This window comes from Rothia sp. HSID18069, from assembly GCF_003989155.1.
In the GTDB taxonomy this organism is placed as follows: Bacteria; Actinomycetota; Actinomycetes; order Actinomycetales; family Micrococcaceae; genus Rothia; species Rothia aeria.
Window position 1 is genome coordinate 218,413 of sequence record NZ_RBMG01000004.1, and the last position, 18,068, is coordinate 236,480.

General features: G+C 56.1%; 20 protein-coding genes. 15 read left to right on the top strand and 5 right to left on the bottom strand.

Translation table 11 applies throughout. The annotated features are described in order from the left end of the window. Positions 1–12: 12 nt before the first annotated feature. A complete protein-coding gene (locus D8M41_RS10090) occupies positions 13–351 on the bottom strand; it encodes a type II toxin-antitoxin system HicB family antitoxin (RefSeq protein WP_070534750.1) in 339 nt (112 codons plus the stop codon). A gap of 1 nt (position 352) precedes the next feature. Next, positions 353–568, bottom strand: a complete 216-nt coding sequence (locus D8M41_RS10095; protein ID WP_197720827.1) for a toxin HicA — start codon at positions 566–568, stop codon at positions 353–355. Between the two features lie 618 nt (positions 569–1,186). On the opposite strand from D8M41_RS10095, the gene D8M41_RS10100 reads away from it, so the two are divergent. Both D8M41_RS10100 and D8M41_RS10105 read left to right on the top strand, forming a co-directional pair. Then, positions 1,187–1,441 (top strand): antitoxin VbhA family protein, encoded by a 255-nt coding sequence (locus tag D8M41_RS10100; protein WP_126926942.1) that lies wholly within the window; start codon positions 1,187–1,189, stop codon positions 1,439–1,441. Beyond that, a complete protein-coding gene (locus D8M41_RS10105; protein WP_174232428.1) occupies positions 1,438–2,259 on the top strand; it encodes a Fic/DOC family protein in 822 nt (273 codons plus the stop codon). The genes D8M41_RS10100 and D8M41_RS10105 overlap by 4 nt, the downstream gene beginning before the upstream one ends. Before the next feature lie 126 nt (positions 2,260–2,385). Here D8M41_RS10105 and D8M41_RS10110 read toward each other — a convergent pair whose 3' ends face one another. Then, positions 2,386–2,982 carry a GNAT family N-acetyltransferase gene (locus tag D8M41_RS10110; RefSeq protein ID WP_126926943.1) on the bottom strand — a complete coding sequence of 199 codons (597 nt, stop codon included), beginning with the start codon at positions 2,980–2,982 and terminating at the stop codon, positions 2,386–2,388. 250 nt (positions 2,983–3,232) lie between these two features. Here D8M41_RS10110 and D8M41_RS10115 point away from each other — a divergent pair, with 250 nt between their 5' ends. From D8M41_RS10115 to D8M41_RS10175, 13 genes are all read left to right on the top strand, one after another. Next, on the top strand, positions 3,233–3,421 hold the full coding sequence (locus tag D8M41_RS10115) for a hypothetical protein (protein WP_094758617.1): 189 nt from the start codon (positions 3,233–3,235) through the stop codon (positions 3,419–3,421). Between the two features lie 111 nt (positions 3,422–3,532). Beyond that, positions 3,533–4,483 (top strand): dihydropteroate synthase, encoded by a 951-nt coding sequence (folP, locus tag D8M41_RS10120; protein ID WP_126926944.1) that lies wholly within the window; start codon positions 3,533–3,535, stop codon positions 4,481–4,483. Positions 4,484–4,520: 37 nt separating this feature from the next. Next, the gene (gene folB, locus D8M41_RS10125; protein ID WP_126926945.1) at positions 4,521–4,955 is read left to right on the top strand and encodes a dihydroneopterin aldolase; all 435 of its coding nucleotides are present in this window, start codon (positions 4,521–4,523) and stop codon (positions 4,953–4,955) included. 37 nt (positions 4,956–4,992) lie between these two features. After that, complete coding sequence (gene folK, locus D8M41_RS10130) at positions 4,993–5,562, top strand: 2-amino-4-hydroxy-6-hydroxymethyldihydropteridine diphosphokinase (protein ID WP_126926962.1); 570 nt, start codon at positions 4,993–4,995, stop codon at positions 5,560–5,562. A gap of 64 nt (positions 5,563–5,626) precedes the next feature. Further along, positions 5,627–6,160, top strand: coding sequence for a DUF3180 domain-containing protein (locus tag D8M41_RS10135; protein ID WP_126926946.1), 534 nt, complete (start codon positions 5,627–5,629; stop codon positions 6,158–6,160). 196 nt (positions 6,161–6,356) lie between these two features. Continuing rightward, positions 6,357–7,334: a Rossmann-like and DUF2520 domain-containing protein gene (locus tag D8M41_RS10140; RefSeq protein WP_446737496.1), complete on the top strand. Its 978-nt coding sequence runs from the start codon at positions 6,357–6,359 to the stop codon at positions 7,332–7,334. Next, positions 7,327–8,274, top strand: a complete 948-nt coding sequence (gene panC, locus D8M41_RS10145; RefSeq protein WP_126499483.1) for a pantoate--beta-alanine ligase — start codon at positions 7,327–7,329, stop codon at positions 8,272–8,274. The genes D8M41_RS10140 and panC overlap by 8 nt, the downstream gene beginning before the upstream one ends. A gap of 148 nt (positions 8,275–8,422) precedes the next feature. Further along, positions 8,423–9,955 carry a lysine--tRNA ligase gene (lysS, locus tag D8M41_RS10150; RefSeq protein ID WP_238693521.1) on the top strand — a complete coding sequence of 511 codons (1,533 nt, stop codon included), beginning with the start codon at positions 8,423–8,425 and terminating at the stop codon, positions 9,953–9,955. A gap of 169 nt (positions 9,956–10,124) precedes the next feature. Next, positions 10,125–10,319: a hypothetical protein gene (locus D8M41_RS10155; protein ID WP_006888603.1), complete on the top strand. Its 195-nt coding sequence runs from the start codon at positions 10,125–10,127 to the stop codon at positions 10,317–10,319. Between the two features lie 165 nt (positions 10,320–10,484). Beyond that, complete coding sequence (locus tag D8M41_RS10160; protein ID WP_126854296.1) at positions 10,485–10,847, top strand: histone-like nucleoid-structuring protein Lsr2; 363 nt, start codon at positions 10,485–10,487, stop codon at positions 10,845–10,847. A gap of 803 nt (positions 10,848–11,650) precedes the next feature. Beyond that, complete coding sequence (locus D8M41_RS10165; protein ID WP_126926947.1) at positions 11,651–14,221, top strand: ATP-dependent Clp protease ATP-binding subunit; 2,571 nt, start codon at positions 11,651–11,653, stop codon at positions 14,219–14,221. 199 nt (positions 14,222–14,420) lie between these two features. Next, entirely contained in the window at positions 14,421–14,885 is a 465-nt protein-coding gene (locus tag D8M41_RS10170; RefSeq protein ID WP_238693517.1) for a MarR family winged helix-turn-helix transcriptional regulator, read from the top strand. Positions 14,886–15,017: 132 nt separating this feature from the next. After that, positions 15,018–16,004 carry a quinone oxidoreductase family protein gene (locus D8M41_RS10175; RefSeq protein ID WP_202975999.1) on the top strand — a complete coding sequence of 329 codons (987 nt, stop codon included), beginning with the start codon at positions 15,018–15,020 and terminating at the stop codon, positions 16,002–16,004. A 78-nt stretch (positions 16,005–16,082) separates the two neighbouring features. Here the strand turns inward: D8M41_RS10175 and D8M41_RS10180 are convergent, their stop codons facing one another. Next, a complete protein-coding gene (locus tag D8M41_RS10180; protein WP_006888636.1) occupies positions 16,083–16,850 on the bottom strand; it encodes an SDR family oxidoreductase in 768 nt (255 codons plus the stop codon). A 157-nt stretch (positions 16,851–17,007) separates the two neighbouring features. Beyond that, complete coding sequence (locus tag D8M41_RS10185) at positions 17,008–17,994, bottom strand: A/G-specific adenine glycosylase (RefSeq protein WP_174232429.1); 987 nt, start codon at positions 17,992–17,994, stop codon at positions 17,008–17,010. Positions 17,995–18,068: the final 74 nt, after the last annotated feature.

Below are 18,068 nucleotides of genomic sequence, written 5' to 3' on the forward strand. Positions count from 1 at the left end.
ACAGATGCTGTTTTATGCGGCTGCTTCTAATGCTTGCGAGACATATTGGTTAAGGCTCTGATGCGCGAATGCTGCCTGCTGGCTGAGTTTACGATGCAGTTGTGGGGATACCCGCAGGTTAAAGCGTCCCGAGAATCGTCGTAAATGATAGGGTTCTGGCACCGGTTTTCCTTCTTCCTCCAAGATATCGATAGCCTGGAGCACTACCTGCTGAATTCCGGATAAAGCCTCCAAAGAGCTATCAGCTAGGCAAGAGAGACTAGGAAACTCTGCAACGGTTCCCACAAATTCTTGGTCTTCTTCAGACCATTCGACGCGGTATGTGTATAGTTCTTCCCGAGGAATAGACATTTTATTCTGCCTCCAATTTTTCAATGGCTGCTAGTACCTGACGCACCTGATATGGCTTAGCAGATCCATTTCGGCCCTCTTGTAAGTTAACCAGCGGATCGCCAATCCAAGGTGTCTTGAAAAAGTGATGAGATCCGTGAATACGCGGTTCTCCAAAATATGCTTTACTCACTTTGATGAGATCACGAAAAGCGATATTCTTCGGATTATTGCGCATTTTCTGTAGGATCGTAGCAACACTAGGCATAACAAGAATAGTACCAAATATAGTACTGAAATACTAGAAGGCGCATTAGGATACAGGCAGTATTATTCGTATGTACACAGCTGCATAGACGGCTTTAGAGGGTGGAGCATGCGCGTGATATAGGGTAAGGTAGCAACGATACGGGTGAGCACCCAGTCTGCTAAAACTATGAGTGCTCACCCTGTGAGGACGTTATACTAGCCAGCGGCTAATAGCGTCGACTAACTTAGCGACCGCCTTGATGAATCGTGAACCTGCCTCAACAAGTCGCACGATCATCCGGGCGGTTTCGCGTTTGTCCTTCGACATCCGGCCCTCACCCCCTTCCCGCTATAAACCCCTCACACGACTAAACAATAGGAACGTGAGACGCGGGGGTATAGCCGCAGGGGTATTTATGGTGTGCAGCGGCTAAGGGTGCAGGTGTACGGGTAGCTCAAGAACGCGGCAACCTGCACCCAGGCGATGCGCCTAATCTTCTTGGAGCATAGTTTTAATCTTCATGCGTGCAAGCTGAAGAACCTATTCTTCTCCCTGAGCTTTCGCGTAAAATGAGGTAGGTAGAAGATAGGTGTTGGGGGAGTGCTGATGTCTCAGAGCGATATGTTTGATCTTGATAAGCGGTGGCCTGATCTTTTTGACAGGCTTGACCCCGCGCAGCGCCGCTCAGTAATACAAACCTTGGCAAGTTCCTGGCTTGAAGGTCGTAGGCCAGATCGTCAAGAGGTCGAAAATTTAGTGGATGAAGCATGCGGTGCCATCAGTGAGGAAGAATACCTCCGGCGAGCACTGGAAAAAGCGCGTGGCCTTGAACCCGAGAATAAAGTAGAGAAATCGTCGTGACAGTCTTTGACAGCTGGGAATCCTACTTCTACCCACCACCCAATAATGAGACGTTAAGGAATCTTAAGGGGATTCTGAACCCGCGTGATTTAGCAGCCTATGAGTACGCGGCTACAGATTTACGTAATCGACAGCTGAAAACTGACCCCTCCCTCATTGAGCACACCTATGATGCTGACCATGTGCGCGCTATCCATAGGTACCTTTTTCAGGATGTGTATGAGTGGGCTGGGGATTACCGCACACAGAACATGTTCAAGGGTGGGCGGTTTGTCCCATTCGCAAGCGTGAACGGGGGAGAAATAGACCGGTATCTCAACACAACGCACCACATTGTTACCACAACTGACTGGGCACAGTTAGACCGTGACGAGTTCAGCCAAGCAGCCGCCGCAGTTTTTGCGAACCTGAACCAGGCGCACCCTTTTCGGGAGGGAAACGGCCGAACGTCACGGGTTTTTATGGACCATGTGGCGCAGAACTCTAAGTTCGATTTGGACTATTCGCGTGTGAGCCCTAAAGACTGGAATATGGCGTCTATGTTGAGCGGCCCCGACCTGGGTAAGTATGAGGTGGTGCCGGGATCACTGGTTCCTGTTTTTCAGGCGATAGCTACCAGGCGCGAACCGGAGGTTTCCGCACCGTCCGAGACGAGCACCGTAATGCGGCAGATGCGCTCGAAAATAGGTGAGGTGAAGAAAGGGTATGCCCCATCACCTCAGGGCCAACCGCAGAAAAACCAGCAACGCCAGACCCTGCAGCAGCCGTACCGACCTAAACGCGGGTATGGTGATCGGCGTCCAGGGATGGGGCTGTAGATAACACGTTGAGGCTGTATTAAGTAAGTATTTTGCTAGTAGTTCCCTCGTTTGCGGCAAAATCGCTGGAAATAATCGGCGATATAGCCACAGTGAGCAAGTTACGCCAATAAGGGCGGGCACAGCTTAGAGGCAGATAGCCATTTCCTGCTCATGTAGCTTCGGCCCATGGGAACGATCCACCTTTGTGTCACCCGTTAGCTGCCAGCCCTGCCGTTCGTAGAAGCTGACGGCGCGGGAATTTCCCTCTAAAACCCAGAGATGCGCGCGCTCGCACCCCCATGCGGCAAAGGTGCTGAGTGCATGGCTCATAAGGGCGTGGCCGACACCCTGGCCGAGGGCATCCGGGTCTATATAGAGTGAGTGGAGTCTTCCGTTCATCGTCCCGCCCGGAGTAGCCCTTTCGGGGCGGTCAGCATTGTTGGGTGCCGCACTGAAATGGCAGAACCCTAGCACCGCATCGTCGCGTACCGCGAGCATAAACGACCGTTTTTCACCGTCGTTCGGTCCCTGCACGGACGCTAAATTATTGGGCGGCAAGTTTTGGGGAAGCTGACTGAGGTACCCGCGCATCCTCTCGGTGTCTTCCGCGATGTTGAGCGAATCGAGGTAACCCTGCGGTACCAAGCCCTGATAAGCGAACCGCCACCCTAGAACACGGATGCGCGCTACTGCTTGCGCATCGTTAGGGGCGGCGGGTCGAATTGTGAGGGCATCCGGCATGGCTTAATCCTAACGGATGTGAAGATCCGCCTTCCCAAGCTGCCATAAAATGAAAGGCCCCAAGATACCGAATAAATCACCGTGCCCGGGGCCGTCATCAGTGCTTAATAATTGCATGATTTATACGGATTTAGTTTTGTTGTTTCTGCGGTGAGAGTATGCTGGGATTATTCGCGCCCGGCGCGGGTTTTCCGCTAACCGCGCCGGGGCGCGCATCACATGTGTACGTACAAGGGAGAATGCTGTGACTATGAAGACCGGCGCCTGGGTTCTAGCTCTACTCGCTATTGCGGGGCTGATCGCTGTTGTGCTCATTGACGGACCGCTACGCTGGCTTGCGTTCGGGGAAACCCTCATGACCGGGTTTATTGCCCTGGGGCTGGTAGTGGTTTTGGCGCTCGGCTGGGGCGAGAATAAGCCCGCAGAAATCAACGATTAGGCGCCCGTTTAGGCCGCGAGAGGCGGATCTTATGCCGATAGAGGTGGTCGGCGCATCCGCTTCTCGCGTGATAGCTAAGAGCGGCTGGTGCGCATCCGTTAGGATTGAATCATGCACGCAATGATGAGCCCGCAGTCCCCCGCACACCTGCCCTGCGACGCCGCAGCCGCAGAGCGAACCCTTGTGATGGGAATCCTGAACGTCACCCCCGATTCCTTCAGCGACGGCGGCGAACACTACACCGCGAACGACGCTCTCACCCACGCACAGCGCATGATCGCGCAGGGTGCAGACATTATTGATGTAGGCGGCGAATCCACCCGGCCCGGTGCGGTTCGCATCAGTGTTGATGAGGAACTTCGGCGCATCCTGCCCGTGATCGAGGGGCTTGCCGAAACCGGTATCACCATCAGCGTAGACACCATGAACGCAGCGACCGCCCGCGCCGCCGTAGCCGCCGGGGCGCACATCATTAACGACGTTTCGGGCATGAGCGTGAGCGAGGAGATGGTACAGACCGTAGCCGAGCTGGGCGTACCCTATATTTTGATGCATGCGCGCGGCACCTCAACCACGATGGATGCGCTCGCCGCTTACCCGCGCGGCACCGTCACCGAGGTGCTGGACGAGCTCGCCGCCCTGCGTGATCGCCTGGTTGCCGCCGGGGTTCATGCCGAGAACATTATTCTTGACCCCGGGCTGGGATTTGCGAAGGGTGGCATGCAGGATTGGGAACTGCTCGCCGCCCTTGGGCAGCTGCACACACTGGGGCACCGGGTACTAATCGCCGGTTCGCGTAAACGTTTTCTGGCGAATGCGCTGAACGCGGCGGATGCGGCGCGCACCAAAACCCAGAATCCCGCCACGGGCGCGAGCACCGTTCCCGACCAGATGCCGCCAGCACGCGCCCCCGAAGACCGTGATGCTGCATCCGCCGCTCTCTCTGCGCTCGTGGCGGCCCAAGGGGTGTGGGGGGTTCGCGTGCACAATGTGCCCCCCACGGTGGATGCCGTGACCGTGGCGAATACTTTACGCACCATTACCCGCACCAAACAGACCTAAAATTATGTACCAGTATTCACATCAGCTAAGGAACACCATGCCAAACCCAGCGCACGCCTACGCATCCTGCGACCGCATTACCCTGACCGGTGTTGCCGCCGTGGGTTTTCACGGAGCGCTTGATTTTGAGAAACGTGAAGGTCAGCCCTTCGTGGTAGATACGGTTTTATACACCGACTTCACGCAGGCTGCTGCAACCGACGACCTTGCCCAAACCACGAACTATGCGGAAGTTGCCGAGATTATCCGCACGCATATTGTGGGGGAGTCCCTCGATCTGATTGAGACTCTTGCCGTGCGTATCGCCCAGAACATTCTGGACGAATGCGCGTATGTGCATGCGCTTGAGGTGACCGTCAATAAACCGAAGGCCCCGATTGAGGTAACCTTCGGGAACGTGGCAGTGACCGTATTCCGGGAGCGTGAAGGCACACAGTCTCAGGGCGGAAAGGGTGCCTGCGCGCGTGGGTAATGTGCCGAACGCGAACCAATCGCACCACGCACCCGGTATGGATGCGTTAGCGCATACGGCGGTGCTGGCCCTGGGATCAAACCTGGGCGAGAGCGAAACTACGTTAGAGCAGGCCGCCGCCGACCTCGTGCATCTTAGCGGGGGTGCAGTGCGGCTAGTGCGCGCCTCCGGGCTGTATGTGACGGAACCGGTAGGCGGCCCCGCCGACCAGCCGGACTATATCAACGCCGTCCTTGAAGTGCACACAAGCCTTGATCCCTACGCGCTGTTAGCGCTGTGCCAGCAGGTGGAGGCGCATCATCACCGGGTGCGGCTTGTGCGATGGGGCCCACGCACTCTCGATATTGACGTTATTACCTATGACGACCTTGTCAGCGACGATCCGGTTCTGATTCTGCCGCATCCGCGTGCGCATGAGCGTGCTTTTGTTCTGGTTCCGTGGGAGCAGGCAAACCCGCAGGCGCAGCTGATGGTGCGCACCGCATCCGGCTGGGCCAATAGGGCGGTTGCGGAGCTGGCGTGTGAGGTGAGTGCGGCTGACTCGCATGCCAGCGTTAATGCTGTCAAACTGCTGCGGCCCATGAATTTTATGCCGGAGGAGGCCTGAACCCCCTCAGACGGGCTACCCTTAACTAAGGAGAGTCGCCGCCTAGAGATGAAAGTGAGGGTCTATGAAGCCTATCCCTCTGCGGATTATTCTGCTGTGCGCGGCGCTGGGAGTGATAGTTGCCGTTGCTGTGAACAGTATACTTGTGAGCTCCGGCGGCGGTGAGATCGTGATGTCGCCGGTGGTGATCGTGGTGTGCCTGTGCATGGGCGGCGGCGCCCTGTGGCTGGGGTTTCAGGTGGCCCGCTGGCGCAATATTGAAACCCGCGCGAAAGCGAAAAACATGAACCCGGTGGCGGCTGCCCGGGTGCTGGCGTACGCGCAGGGCTCAATTCTCACGGGTGCTTCTCTTACCGGGTGGATGCTGGGGCTTCTCATCTATCAGCTTTCGCTGGTGAGTGCACGCGGGGTGACGGGCGTTTTGTGGGTGACGGGTGCGAACCTTGTGGGCGCCGCAGCGCTTTTAGCGATGGGTATTTGGGCGCAGTACCTGTGTCGTATTCCACCGGATGATTCCGAAGGTAATTCGTCTTCGGGCGGGTCGAATTCGGGTAAGCTTGCCGCCGACGGGTACTCCCGGGTGAGCGATCAGCAATAGAGGGTATGTATGGTGCAGCTTCCGCACTCTGAGAGCGATTCTCTCACACACGAGGGCGAAGGAACGGTGACCGCGACCGAGGGCGAGTAGGCTGGTGCGTCTGACGATCTGCACCGCCGGGGTGGCCGCCTCCTCAGGGCCCTTGAGCCGCCAACAATGTGTGTTTAGGAATATCACTGGCACACCGTAAAAATCAGTGAATATACTTGATAGTGTGACCATGAACCATCTCAAACCCGCACGCTTGGGTATCGGTATTGTCAGTGCCGGCAAAGTTGGTGCGGTGCTCGGTGCCGCCCTGCGCTCGGCGGGGCACGCCATTGTCGGTGTGCGCGCCGAGTCTGATGCGTCAGCTGAGCGCGCCGAGAACCTGCTGCCGGGCATACCCGTGCTGCTCACTGAGCAGATTATTGAACGAAGCGAACTTGTGCTTCTGGCTGTTCCTGATGATGCGCTCCAACCTGTTATTGAGGGTATCGCCGCGGGGGGCATGGTCAGCCCCGGGCAGCTGTTTGTGCACACCTCCGGGCGGCACGGTGCCGGAGTGTTTAAGCCACTCACCGAGCAGGGGGCTATTGGCCTTGCCGTGCACCCAGCCATGACGTTCACGGGGCTTTCCCTCGATGTGCAGCGCCTCAACGGGGCCAGTTTTGCGGTGACCGGCCCGGCTCCTTTTATCCCTATCGCCCAGGCGCTCGTCGTTGAGATGGGCGGTGAACCCGTGCATATTGCCGAGGCTGACCGTGCCCTCTACCACGCCGCTTTAGCGCACGCCGCAAACCACCTGGTGACCATTATGGGGCAGTCCCAGCAGGCGCTGGCATCTATCGGTGTTGAAGACCCATCCCACTATCTGGGGCCGCTGGTGCGTGCCGCCCTTGATAATGCGCTCGCGGCGGGTGAAACTGCGCTCACCGGGCCTGTTATTCGGGGCGACTCGGGGACCGTTACCGAACATTTGCGGGCCCTGCGGGAGTACGCTGAACAAGAAAATACGCGAGATATAGCTGACTCTTACGCGGAATTGGTAAAATCGACCGCAAAAAGGGCGCATAATAGAGGTTTGTTAAACGATGAACAACTGGGGCGGGTTGAAAGCACCTTGACTGAGCATACCTCGTTCATGGATACCACCGACCCCGCCCCTCAGACAAGGAGTTCTCGTCATGACTGAGATAACGAAACCCCTGGTAGTGAAGACCATTGCAGAGTTTCGCGCCGCTATTGCTGAGGCGCTGGTTGCTGCGCAAGAGAAGCTGGATGCGCAGGCGCGGGCCGCGGCCGCCGAAAATGGTACTGCGGTTGAGTACACGGATGCGTCGCTGGGCTATGTGCCGACCATGGGTGCCCTCCACCACGGCCACGCTAATCTGATGCGCCGTGCCCGCGAACAGAACGAGGTGGTCGCCATCTCTGTATTCGTGAACCCCCTCCAGTTTGGCCCGGACGAAGACTACGAGAAGTACCCGCGAACCCTGGAAGCTGATGTTGAGCTTGCCGCTCATGTAGGCGTCGATATTGTGTTCGCCCCTGAGGTTGAAGAAATGTACCCGGATGGTGAGCCGCTGGTTCGTATTTCGAGCGGCGAGCTGGGGTCACGGTTTGAGGGCGCGACCCGCCCCGGCCACTTTGATGGTGTGCTGACTGTGGTTAATAAGTTCTTCAACATTATTGGTTCAGCGACCGGCGGCCACAGAGTGAACGCCTACTTTGGTCAGAAGGATGCGCAGCAGTTCTTGCTGGTTCAGCGTATGGTGCGCGATTTTAACCATGATGTGACCCTGCGGGCGGTCGCTATCGTGCGTGAGGATAATGGTTTGGCACTGTCCTCCCGGAATGAGTTCCTCTCGGATGATGAGCGTGAGGCGGCCTTGGTGATTTCCCGTACCTTGGCACTGCTGCGTGAGCACTCGCTCAACCGCGGGTTTGAGGGTATTGACCTTGACGGTGCCCGTGAACGCATTAACGCGACCCCCGGGGTGCGGCTGGATTATTTGGAGCTGGTGGATCCGAATAACTTTAACGCCCCCACCAGCGAGTCTGAGCGGGTGCTGGCCCTAGTTGCCGCATATGTTGGCCAGACTCGCCTTATCGATAATATGGATTTACGGTAGTTCAGTTTTTACCGCATCAGCCCACACAGCCCGTGTGGGCGCTTCGCGGTTTAAGACGCAATATTTTCAGCAGAGATACAACAGGTAGGTATTCCCCTTGAGTAACGAGCAGAACGCCGCACCGGCGATCGCAGATATGTCAGACCAGATGCAGATTCGCCTTGAGAAGCGCGCTAAGCTGCTCGAATCCGGGCGCCAGGCGTACCCTGTGGGCCTGTTGGATGCTCAGGGCGGGCGTATCGCACCGGACCATATTGCGGATGTGCGCGCCGAGTACGACCCGAAATTAGAAGCTGGCGAGCTCACTGCAGGGGACGAGACCGACCACGTGGTGAACGTTGCGGGCCGTGTGGTGTTCGTACGCAATACCGGTAAGCTCTGCTTCGCGTCCCTGCAGGCGGGTACGAATGGTGACCGCATTCAGGCGATGCTTTCGTTCAATGAGGTTGGTGAGCAGTCGCTTGCCGACTGGAAATCCCTGGTGGATTTGGGCGATCATGTGTATGTGACCGGTCGTGTGGTGGTCTCTCGCCGCGGCGAACTGTCGATTATGGTGCGTGAGTGGAGGATGGCCGCGAAGTCGATTCGCCCCATGCCCGTGCTGCACAAGGATTTGAACGAGGAAACTCGGGTGCGCCGCCGCTACCTGGACCTGATGGTTCGTCCCGAGGCACGTGAGCTGGTGAAAAAGCGCGCCCTGATTACCCGCACCGTGCGCCGCGTACTGGAAGATCACGGCTATATTGAGCTGGAAACCCCGGTGCTGCAGCTGGTGCACGGCGGCGCGACGGCTCGTCCGTTCCGCACCCACCTGAATGCCTTCGACCAGCCTATGACGATGCGCATCGCCACCGAGCTGCCGCTCAAGCGTGCCGTGGTGGGCGGCATTGAGCGCGTCTACGAAATTGGTCGCGTATTCCGCAACGAGGGCGTGGATTCAACGCACAGCCCCGAATTTACAACCCTGGAATGCTACGAAGCCTACGCCGATCAGTACGTGATGGCCGAGCGTATGCAGGAGATTATCGTTGCGTGCGCACAGGAGCTTGGGGTTACCGCGATTGAGACCGAGGACGGCACGATCGACCTGGGCGGCGAGTGGGCGTGGCTGAGTGTCTACCCCGGACTGTCTGAGGCCGTGGGCGTTGAGATCACCCCGGATACTCCTGCTGAGACGCTGCGCGAGATCGCCGCCAAGCATGATGTTGAGGTGAATCCCGCCTGGGACGCAGAGAAGCTTGTGATTGAGCTTTTCGGCGAAATCGTGGAGCCAACCCTGCTGAACCCGACCTTCGTGTATAACTACCCGCCCAGCGCCCAGCCTTTGGCTCGGCCAAACCGCGATGGTTCCCGCACGATTGAGGCGTGGGATCTGATTATTGGCGGTATGGAGCGCGGTACCGCGTTCTCTGAGCTGATCGACCCGGTGATTCAGCGCGAGCGTTTGACCGAGCAGTCCCATAAGGCCGCTGCGGGCGATGACGAGGCGATGGAACTTGATGAGGACTTCTTACGCGCCCTAGAGCACGGTGCACCGCCGATGGGCGGTCTCGGGCTGGGTGTTGACCGTCTGATTATGCTTTTGGCGGGTGAACAGGACCCTGAACGCCCTGGAACCGTGGTGCGTCAGCCGGGTATTCGTGAAACTATTCTGTTCCCGCTCATGAAGCCCGAAGCTTAAATTATAACTTTAGGTTTAATATTTAATTGAGCTCACATTCAGGGCGGCATTAATCCTGGAATGAGCGTTCTTAAACCGCCCGCACGAAATTTTGAAGACGTGCGGGCGGCTTTTTCTTGTGTGTGCGGGTATTCTGGACTCTAGAAAGCCAGATGAAGGGAGAGGAAATATGGATATTTTGATTGCGTTGGTTCCCCCGATTTTCGCCGGGATTGCCCTGTATTTTATATTGCGGTGGATTAATCGTGCGGACCGTTCGGAGCGTGCAGCGCAGCGTGAGGCTGAAAAAGATGCCCAGCTTTGGTATGAACGGGTAAAAAGTTCACGGGGGTCTGTTAACCCATTTACTGATGATAAACCGTAGTTGTATAAAATATTTCCCGCGAAAGTATTAAAACATATTTCGGAACCTTTATCTTTAGCGTTAAAGTCTGTTACTATGTATGTGCGATAGAAAATGTTTCATATAGAATTCTTTATATTTGAGTTTTCTCTAGCGCGTTCACATAACTACTAAGGAGATAACTACATGGCACAGAAAGTGCGCATCATTCTTGAAGACGATCTCGACGGCGGCCCCGCAGACGAGACCGTACGATTTGGCCTTGATGGTGGCCAGTATGAGATTGATTTGTCGAATGCTAATGCCGCTCGCTTGCGTGATGCTATCCGCCCGTTCGCGTCGAAGGCTCGCCGCGTACAGAGTACTTCGGGGTCCGGCCGTGCAGGTCGTGGCTCGCGTGGCGCAGCAACTGCTGTGAAGCGCAACCCCGAGACCGCTGCTATCCGTAAGTGGGCTAAGGAAAACGGTCATGAGGTTTCCGATCGCGGCCGCATTCACCAGGAGATTCAGGATGCGTACTACGCAGCACTGAAAAAGGAACAGGCATAAGCTACGTTTCTTAAATAAAAGACGGGAAGGCTTTTGAGCCTTCCCGTCTTTTATTTATGTCATTTTTCTGTCAAAGTGAATCTTGCCAGGTTGATTTGTGTATTGTGGCGGGCGGAGCGATAGGGTGAGGCTCTAAAGTGTGGTGGTGAACCTCCGTAAATTTGGTGTGACGAGGTGGTCTCCAGGGTGCATATAATGGTCTGTCCACATCAACTGTGGAATGTACGGCACATGTTAGTTGTGTAGGTTAATCTCACGATCATAATCGGTTGTTGTGGAGATGTCGAGAAAATATCCGCGATACTCCATCTCTATTTGGTATATTTCATGCATATTTTGATAGTTGCATTTTTGGAAAATTGTTTGAAGTGTTTTATTTCCTGCCCTTTGAAATGGATAGTACAGGGCGGGCTATTGGGTGGCGTAAGGAATAATTTCGGTGTGCCGAAAACATGCATATGGTTACCACTTAGAGAGAATTCATTCTATATTTTCCTGGTAAATAGTTGCAGTTTCTATAAAATAAATCAAGCCCTTGAGGTTTATTGCCGGGATTAAACGAAAGTTAAACTTTATTTAAGTCTCGTATATACATAAGGGTTACCGAAAGGTAAGCATTAGGTTTTCATAATCCCTCAGAATCCTCGTGCCGCCGAGCTCGCTGCGGCAGATGATGCGCGCGTGACCCCGGCTGCGGGCCGGTGCGACCTTCATCTCGCTAGTTCTTTCGATGGCGAACAGTCCCCACGCGAGGGGTAATACCGCGTAGTCTTGTATCAAGTAGAAAATCCTAGGAGTACGCAATGTTTGAACGCTTTACCGACCGAGCTCGGCGCGTAGTGGTGCTTGCCCAAGAGGAAGCACGCATGCTCAACCACAATTACATCGGTACTGAGCACCTACTGCTCGGCCTAGTTCACGAGGGGGAGGGCATTGCGGCCCGAGCCTTGGAGTCGCTGGGTATTACGCTCAACAGCGTACGTGAACAGGTGCAAGACATTATTGGCCCGGGGGCAAACGCGCCCAGCGGGCATATTCCCTTTACCCCGCGCGCGAAGAAAGTGCTGGAGCTTTCGATGCGCGAGGCTATTCAACTTAACCACGGTTACATCGGCACCGAACATATCCTGCTGGGTATGGTGCGCGCGAACGAGGGTGTGGCAAACCAGGTGCTGGCTAAACTTGGTGTGGAACCGGCCGCCGTGCGCCAAGCCGTAATGGACCTTATCTCTGGGTACCCCGGTAATGGTGACTCGAAAGAAACTGCCGGTGTTGGCGCGGGCAACTCCCGCGAGGGCACCCCGGCGGGCTCGACGATTCTCGACCAGTTCGGGCGTAACCTCACCGCCGCTGCACGCGAGGGTCAGCTTGACCCGGTGATTGGCCGTCACCACGAGATGGAGCGCGTGATGCAGGTGCTCTCACGCCGCACTAAGAACAACCCCGTGCTTATCGGTGAACCCGGTGTTGGTAAAACCGCTGTTGTTGAGGGTCTAGCCCAGGCTATTGTGCATGGTGACGTACCCGAAACTCTTAAAGATAAGCACCTGTACACCCTGGATTTGGGTTCCCTGGTCGCGGGCTCCCGGTACCGCGGTGACTTTGAGGAACGCCTTAAGAAAGTACTCAAGGAGATTCGCACTCGCGGCGACATTATCTTGTTTATCGACGAGATTCACACCCTTGTCGGGGCCGGTGCCGCAGAGGGCGCTATCGATGCGGCCTCCATTCTGAAGCCGATGCTGGCTCGCGGTGAGCTGCAGACCATCGGTGCCACCACCTTGGATGAGTACCGCAAGCACATTGAGAAGGACGCCGCCTTGGAGCGCCGCTTCCAGCCGATTCAGGTGGACGAGCCTTCACAGGAGCTCGCTGTGCAGATTCTTAAGGGTGTGCGCGATAAGTACGAGGCTCACCACCGCGTGACTATCTCGGATGAAGCAATTGAAACTGCCGTAAACCTGGCGGCGCGCTATATCTCTGATCGTTTCCTGCCCGATAAGGCTGTTGACCTGATTGACGAGGCGGGCGCACGCCTGCGTATTAAGCGGATGACCGCCCCGCCCGAGATTAAGGTGCTGGAAGAGAAGGCAGGTAAGCTCAAGCGCGCGAAAGAAGACGCTATTCGGGAGCAGGACTACGAGAAAGCTGCCGGTCTGCGGGATGAGGAACAGAAGGTTCTTCAGGAGAAAGACCAGAAAGAGAAGGCATGGCGTGAAAACGGTGACGCCTTCGGTGAGGTGACCCCCGAGGTTATTTCAGAGGTTCTGGCGTCTTCAACCGGCGTTCCGGTGTACAAGATTACCGAAGAAGAGTCCTCGCGTCTGCTCAAGATGGAGGACGAGCTGCACAAGCGTGTGATCGGGCAGGAGCACGCCATTAAGGCGTTGGCCCGCTCGATTCGCCGTACCCGTGCCGGGCTGAAAGATCCGAACCGTCCGGGCGGCTCGTTCATTTTCGCTGGTCCGACCGGCGTCGGTAAGACCGAGCTTGCGAAGGCTTTGGCAGAGTTCCTCTTCGGCGATCAGGATGCACTGATTACTCTGGATATGTCGGAGTACCAAGAGAAGCACACCGTTTCACGCCTGTTCGGTGCCCCTCCCGGGTACGTGGGCTATGAAGAAGGCGGTCAGCTGACCGAGAAGGTACGCCGTAAGCCGTTCTCGGTGGTGCTGTTCGACGAGGTTGAGAAGGCGCACGCCGACCTATTCAACTCGCTGCTGCAGATTCTTGAAGATGGCCGCCTGACCGATTCGCAGGGTCGTGTGGTGGACTTTAAGAACACCGTGATTATTATGACCACGAACCTTGGTTCACGCGATGTGAACCGCCGCGTTCCTGTGGGCTTCCAGGCAATGGACGATAACGCCGCTGACTACGAGCGTATGCAGGCCCGCGTCATGGAGAACCTCAAGGAGCACTTCCGCCCCGAGTTCCTGAACCGTGTGGACGATATTATTGTGTTCCCGCAGCTCTCCGAGACCGAGATTCTGCAGATTGTGGACCTGTTTGTTGGTCGTTTGGCAAAGCGTCTGGCGGATCAGGATATGTCGATCGAGCTGACGAATGCGGCGAAGGTTCTCATGGCTTCGAAGGGCTACGACCCGGCGATGGGCGCCCGTCCGCTGCGCCGCGAGATGCAGCGCAATATTGAGGACGCCCTGTCAGAGAAGATCCTCTTCAGCGAAATTAAGCCCGGTGAAAAGATTACCGTGGACGCTGAGGGTGAAGGGGATGACGCGAAGTTCACCTTCTCCTCCCAGCCGATGAAGGAATTATCCAGCGAGTACCTGAAGGATCTGGATTCGCAGTCGGTCGCTGAGGAAGAAGCGGTTGAAGAAGCCGAGCAGATCACCAATAACGCTGCCGAGTAGCTTTCAGCCTCGGTTAGTGATCAGGCTCAAATGAGCGCAGAGCACCCCCAGTCTCCCGTATGGGAGGAGCTGGGGGTGTTTCTTTATGCCTGTGCCCTGCATGTTTGCCTGGAAGGGGTGCGCTGGTGTCGGGCGGGATGCGGCGGAGGGATAGTATGCTTAGTACATGCCCGCATCATCGAAAAAAACTCAGTCTTCATTGTCTCGTTCACGACCGGAACGGGGGCAGGACGCCTACCGTGCCGAGGTTCAGGCGCGGCTGGGGTTTTCCATTAAACGTGCCGAGCAGGCGATGATGGTGGCAAAATCTAAAGCTTTGCGGGAGTACGATCTGAGTGTCGCACAGTATGCTGCCATGCTTTCGCTCTACTATGCTCCCGGACAGTCAGCGGCGCAGCTGGCACGCGCTGCGGCGGTGACCCCGCAGACAATGGCTACTGTTCTTGCGCGTCTGGAGGCAAAAAAACTGATTACCCGCGTGCCTTCAGAAATCCATAGTCGCGTGAATGTGGTGACCCTAACCCCGGCGGGGGAGGAGCTGGGGCTGAAGGCTGACAAAAAGGCGCGTGCTGTTGAGGATCTTATGAGCAGTGAATTCACCCCGCAGGAGCAGGAGCAATTACGCGATTTGCTGGGCCGACTCGTTGAGGTTCTTGAGGGGTAGGTTCTGCCCCGTTGACGTGCGGGTGTTTATAGGCGCCCGCAAATAATCCGCTGTCTGAGGCCCGGGAATAACACTACCCTTAATAGCAGATGTCTGTTATAGTTCAGTGTGCGACTATAATTAAGGAGTATGATGATGAAGGCTGTCCAGATTACCAGCTACGACGGGCCCCTTGGCACCTTAGAATACGGTGAAACATCCGACCCAACCCCGGCTGCCGGACAGATCGCTATTAACGTTCACTACGCAGGCGCTAGCTACGTGGAAGCACTGTTTGCAGGCGGATTCGTACCGACTATCCCTGTGCCCTGGGTGCCGGGGCTTGAGGCATCCGGCACGGTTCGAGCCTATGGCGAAGGGGTCACGGAGCACGACGGCCTTGAGATTGGCACTCCTGTTGCCGCCTTTACGGTCACTGACAGCGGAGGGTACGGGCAGATCGCGGTCACTAACGCCCACCTGGTCGCCCCAATACCAGAGGGGCTAGATGCTGCCACCGCAGCCGCTGTACCCGCAAACACTACGGCTGCGCTCATAGCCCTGGAACGGCTGGCTCAGGTGCAGTCGGGGCAGAGCGTGCTGGTTCAGGCCGCCGCAGGTGGCCTTGGGTCTCAGCTTGGGCAGGTGGCACGGTATCTGGGTGCTTCCCGCGTGGTGGGCGTTGTTGGTTCTGAACAGAAGCGGCACGCGGCATTAGAACTGGGGTATGACGAAGTAATCTTACGCGATGATCTAGCAGAGCAAGAGCCCGACCAATTCGATATTATTGTCGACCCGGTGGGCGGCCCAACACGCGCTCGGTGCGTGGATCTGCTCCGTGTAGGTGGTCGCCTGCTTGTAGTAGGCGACGCTGCTCAGGCGGGGGATCAGCTCATAAGCAGCAATGACCTGTGGCTTGGCGGTAAAAGCGTCATGGGATTCAACCTAGGGGCTTTAACGGCGGCACAGCCTGAGCTTGTGGGAACATACCTCCGGCGTGCGCTGCAGCTGGTCGCCGATGGGGAAGTGAAGGTGCAGGTGACGGACGTCGTGCCTATTACCCAGGCCCCTAGTGTTCTGGCGAGGCTGCGGGCCGGAAGCACTGTTGGTAAAACCGTCCTTAAACACGAAGCGCTATAGTGACGCGCTAATAGTGATACCTTCCCTCCCGGCTGATTGAGGGCCGGGAGGGAGGGAAAGCCGGGTGATAGATGGGGCTTATTCAGTGGTTAGCCAGTCATTGAGTGTGGTGGGGTCGGTACGGTCTGCTGGGTCAGGGATTAACCCGCCTTTAGCGATAGCCGAACCAAGGTATGGCAGCTGCCACACCAGCTTGGGGTGTTTGCCGCCGATTTCACCGCGCGCCGCGAGGATACGCTTCACAAACTCGGCTGCCGTCCCTTCTTCGGCGCCGCGAATTGAAATAACGCCTGAATCGGGGATATTCATCTGCCCCTCAGCAATATCGCAGGCTAGCTGAGCCACCGGCGCAGCCGGTAATGGCGACATTTTCATAGTGGGCAGCACCGATACGGGCCCAAAAGTGACCTGCTTTACGAGGGTGGGCAGAATCTCAAACCATTGCGCGGAGTGAATAATCACAGTTTCCACCGGTGAGGCCTTATAAGTGTTTTCCTGCACGGCCTTGCCGCTGTAGTAGCCGTATCCGCGGCATACTGCCGCATCCTGCACACCGGCAATCGAAATGCACACAATGCGCTTCACCTGGTTCTCTGCCGCTGCCTGCGCAATATTGCTGGCGGTGAGCTTAAAGAGTTCCTCGGCCTTGCGACGATTCATGACCGTGTGGTTCAAGGCATCAATGACCACATCCACCCCGGCGAGAGCTGGGGTGAGGCTCTCAAGCACTGAGGCATCTACCCCGGTGGAGCGGCTCAACGGCACCACCTGGTGCCCTCGCTTCTCAAGTTCGGTGCAAATTTTCGTGCCAATGGTTCCGGTTGCCCCTGCAACTGCTATTTTCATGAGTATCCCTCTTGAGTGAATAGTTGGTATTTCAAATACGTATTTTCTATTCTTTCAAAAGTTGGAAGCGAAAACAATAAGTTTCTGAATAAAGTATCTAAAAAATTTATATACTAAATTGTTATAAAAGCATAAAATATGTCTAAATACTTATGCGCTATAGTGAAACTAAATCATCTTTTTCACTCGCCAGACCGTCAGCAAGTAGTCCCTCATAGCAGCGTTGGATCTGCTCTTGAGAAGAGCCTAGCGTACGCAGCGACTTCACCACTGCTGACAAGTTTTTGGGTGCCACAATATCGGGGGAGAAGTTGGTAATAAGTTCCTTAGGGATGGGGTGGTGGGCTTCCCGAAGAACCGCCATCATTGCCCCGCGTAACTGCCGGTCTGTGCCATGCCAGCTTTGACCCTGAGGGGTGTACTCAGCCTCTGGTTTGCCAGCGGCAACCCAGGCACATAAATGCCTAATTGGGCATATATTGCAGGTTGGAGATTTTGCGGTGCACACCAGTGCCCCAAGCTCCATCGTGGCGGCATTCCATAGGCAGCTAGCCTGCTCATCGGTGGGCATCAGCGTCTCGGCGAGGCGAGTTTCAGCCGCATTAAGCGACTTGTGTGGCAACCCTTTGCCGCTGATGGCACGCGCGTGTACCCTGCGAATATTTGTATCTATTACAGTTGCACGCCGCCCAAATGCGAAGGAAGTAATCGCTGCTGCAGTGTAAGAGCCAACCCCCGGTAAGGCCAGCAGCTGCTCATAAGTGCTGGGAACATCACCATGATGCTCTAACACAATAGCCTGCGCTGCGCTATGAAGGCGCTGCGCCCGACGCGGATACCCCAACCTGCCCCAAGCACGCACCGCCTCAGCGGACTCTTCAGCTGCTAAATCTTTGGGGGTCGGCCAGCGGCGCATCCATTCTTCCCACACTGGAAGAACACGTTTAACCGGAGTCTGCTGAAGCATAAACTCACTTACCATCACGCCCCACGCGGAGCAATCTGCGCGGCGCCACGGCAGATCGCGAGCATTGGCGATAAACCAGTCACCCACCAGCTGGTGCAGCTGCTCTGTCTGTGTAAAAGATACATGGGGTACTTCAGAAACAGTCTTTGGGCGGGAAGTGCGTGGTGAAGAGGTCATTGAACTAGGGTAAAACACCCGCAATATATTCCAAAAATAATATATATGCATAATTCCCGTTAAGGAATAAAACG